Annotated in this window: 2 protein-coding genes; both read left to right on the plus strand. The window is 47.5% G+C overall.

Annotated elements, in window-relative coordinates; genetic code table 11:
* Window positions 1-521 precede the first annotated feature (521 nt).
* Window positions 522-1,808, plus strand: a complete 1,287-nt coding sequence (locus tag Q0R35_RS02530; RefSeq protein ID WP_295614140.1) for an HhoA/HhoB/HtrA family serine endopeptidase — start codon at window positions 522-524, stop codon at window positions 1,806-1,808.
* 206 nt (window positions 1,809-2,014) lie between these two features.
* Window positions 2,015-2,944 (plus strand): glycosyltransferase family 9 protein (locus Q0R35_RS02535; protein ID WP_295614142.1); only part of this gene is annotated, 930 nt, incomplete at its 3' end.

A 2,944-nucleotide genomic window follows, 5' to 3' on the forward strand; every position in this document is an offset into this window, starting at 1 on the left:
CAGCAACGATCTATTAGTTCAAGAGTGCGTCGCACCTAGATTTGAACTCGTTAGACGTGGCATCGCGCCGACGATGCGGCAATTAAATGGTCGCTGGTCAGCAGATGCCCAGTATACAATCAAAATTGCCGCGATCTTGCGTCGTTTGTACGAGACGGCTAGCTTGTTTTAATTGGGGCAATGACAACCATCGAGTGACTTGACTGCGGCAATCTGACATCGTTACAATAAAGAAATCAGCCAGATCTTCAGTGTTGGCGATTCTCCAAAGGAGAGGCTTCGCCAACGATAGTTAAACTACCCCAGTCACCGTAGAGATCGGGCGGCGATCGTCAAGAGCGCGAATCTTACAAGATAATTAAGATCGCCCTCAGACGGGCAACAAATTTAACACTTCGATCGTCAAAACACTTACAAAGCCGGAATCGGTGGAGTCGAACGTATGGCGATTTTGGCATTCAGTACCGGATCGTGCAAAAACCGCCCAGATGGCGAACAGAATTGTTATACATGTGATTTGTATGTCAGAACCGCAGAAAAAGTTACCGATCGAAGACAGTTCTCCAGTCCCAGTTTCAACCGAAAAGTCACCCACTGCCACCAACACATTACGGTGGGGCAGTAAGTATCTATCCTTATTATTATTAAGTACGATCGCCAGTTGTTCGTTCGGGTATCTAGCAGCAAAAGAACAAATACCTTCAAATGTCGAATCTCCTGCCGTTGCTCAAAAGGTAGCCGATAGTAGTAGCATTTTAGCTAGTGCTAACACTAACTTTATTACTCAAGTAGTAGATAAAGTCGGCCCAGCAGTAGTCCGCATTAATGCTTCAACCACCGTAGCCGCACGTTCGACAACTACAGACGAAGAAGATCCCGTGTTGCGGAGATTTTTTGGCAATCGAGCAGCTCAACCAAACCGCTCTGGAGAACGCGAAATTAGACAGGGCACTGGATCGGGATTTATTATTAACAATAACGGTCAAATCTTGACTAACGCTCATGTAGTCTCCGGAGCGACCAAAGTTACCGTTACCCTTAAAGATGGGCGAACGATCGCGGGTAAAGTTAAAGGACTAGATCTAGTTACCGATGTCGCCATTGTTGAAGTTGCCGAGAAAAACCTCCCTAGTATTCAACTTGGAGACTCCGACAAAATTAAGCCAGGTGAATGGGCGATCGCGATCGGCAACCCGCTAGGATTGGATAATACTGTCACAGCAGGCATTATTAGCGGTACCGGACGCACGAGTGCCGATATCGGTGCTACCGACAAACGAGTCAGCTATATCCAAACCGATGCCGCCATCAATCCCGGCAATTCTGGCGGCCCTTTGCTCGACGCATCGGGACGCGTCATCGGCATGAATACCGCCATTTTACGCGGTACCCAAGGATTGGGATTTGCCATTCCAATTAATACCGCACAACGAATTGCCACCCAACTAATCGCCACCGGAAAAGTCGAACATCCCTTCCTCGGCGTGCAAATGATTAATATTACCCCTCAAATTAAAGAAGAAATTAATAACGATCCTAGTGCCAATTTCAAGATCGATGTCGATCGAGGTACCATCATTGCCCGCACGGTTCGTAACTCACCCGCAGCCACAGCAGGCATCAAATCTGGCGATATTATTAAAAGTGTCAACGGCAAAGCCGTCGTAACTTCCAACGACGTACAGCAAGCAGTAGACACCACAAAAATCGGTAATAGCATTGCCGTAATCGTCCGTCGCAACGGCACAGACATTACGCTTAATGTTACCCCGATCGCTGCACCACCAATTACCGCAGCTCAGGAATAGAGGGGAGATGGGAGTAAGGAGTAAGGAGTAAGGAGTAAGGAGTAAGGAGTAAGGAGTAAGGAGTAAGGAGTAAGGAGTAAGCAATTGCTTACTCCTCAATCTCCCATCTCCCATCTCCCATCTCCTAGAAATATTCGCAACCGAACCAAACAACCAAACCCCATTCCTGCTAAAATTTAACGTGTACAGCAGTAACTTGAGTACAAATGCGGATCCTGGCTCTTGTCCCTGGTGGAATTGGCGATCAAATTCTCTTTTTCCCCACAATCGATAATCTCAAAGGACGTTACCCAGACGCTGAAATTGATGTAGTCGTGGAACCTCGATCGACTGCGGCATATCGCGTTTCCAAGTCTGTAGATAAAGTCATTCCCTTCGATTTTAAAGATACTAACGGCCCTGCTGACTGGGGCAATCTTTTGGGCATCATTCGCGATCGTGAGTACGATGTAGCTATGTCCTTGGGGCGGAGATTTGGCGTAGGCTTACTCTTGTGGTTGACGGGTATTCCCGTGCGGATTGGGTTCACGGCTGGAGTTAGCAACTTATTTTTGTCTAATCCGGTAACATTAAACCTCGACCAATATGCGGCGCAGATGTTTCACGATTTGGTCACAGGATTGGGCGTAACCGATCCTTGTCCAGATTTAACCATAAATGTACCTAAAGCAGATATCGAGTGGTCTGAAGCCGAACAGCAGCGTCTGGGCATTAAAGAGAGCGGTTATGTGCTGATTCATGGCGGTGAGACTAAAACAGATCGCACCGGGATCGATCGGATTTATCCCGTCAAGCAGTGGCAACAGATTGTCAAAGACTTACAAACTCGGCAGCCAAATATCCCCGTCGCAGTCATCAAAGGCTCCGATGATGGCGAGTTTATCGAATCACTGCTGACACTTTGCCCAGCTTTAAAAGTAATTAGCCCCCCAGATATCGGCAAACTTGCAGCCACGATCGCAGGTGCTAACTTAATGTTATGCACTAATAGCGGCCCGATGCATCTAGCTGTAGCCGTTGGTACGTATACGATCGCCTTATTCGGCCCGTCCGATCCAGCTAAATTATTACCTAATAACGGTCGCGCGATCGCAGTTAAATCTCGGACTGGTAAAATTGCCGATATTCCACCTTCA

The sequence above is a fragment of the Chamaesiphon sp. GL140_3_metabinner_50 genome (genome assembly GCF_025361915.1).
Lineage (GTDB): Bacteria > Cyanobacteriota > Cyanobacteriia > Cyanobacteriales > Chamaesiphonaceae > Chamaesiphon.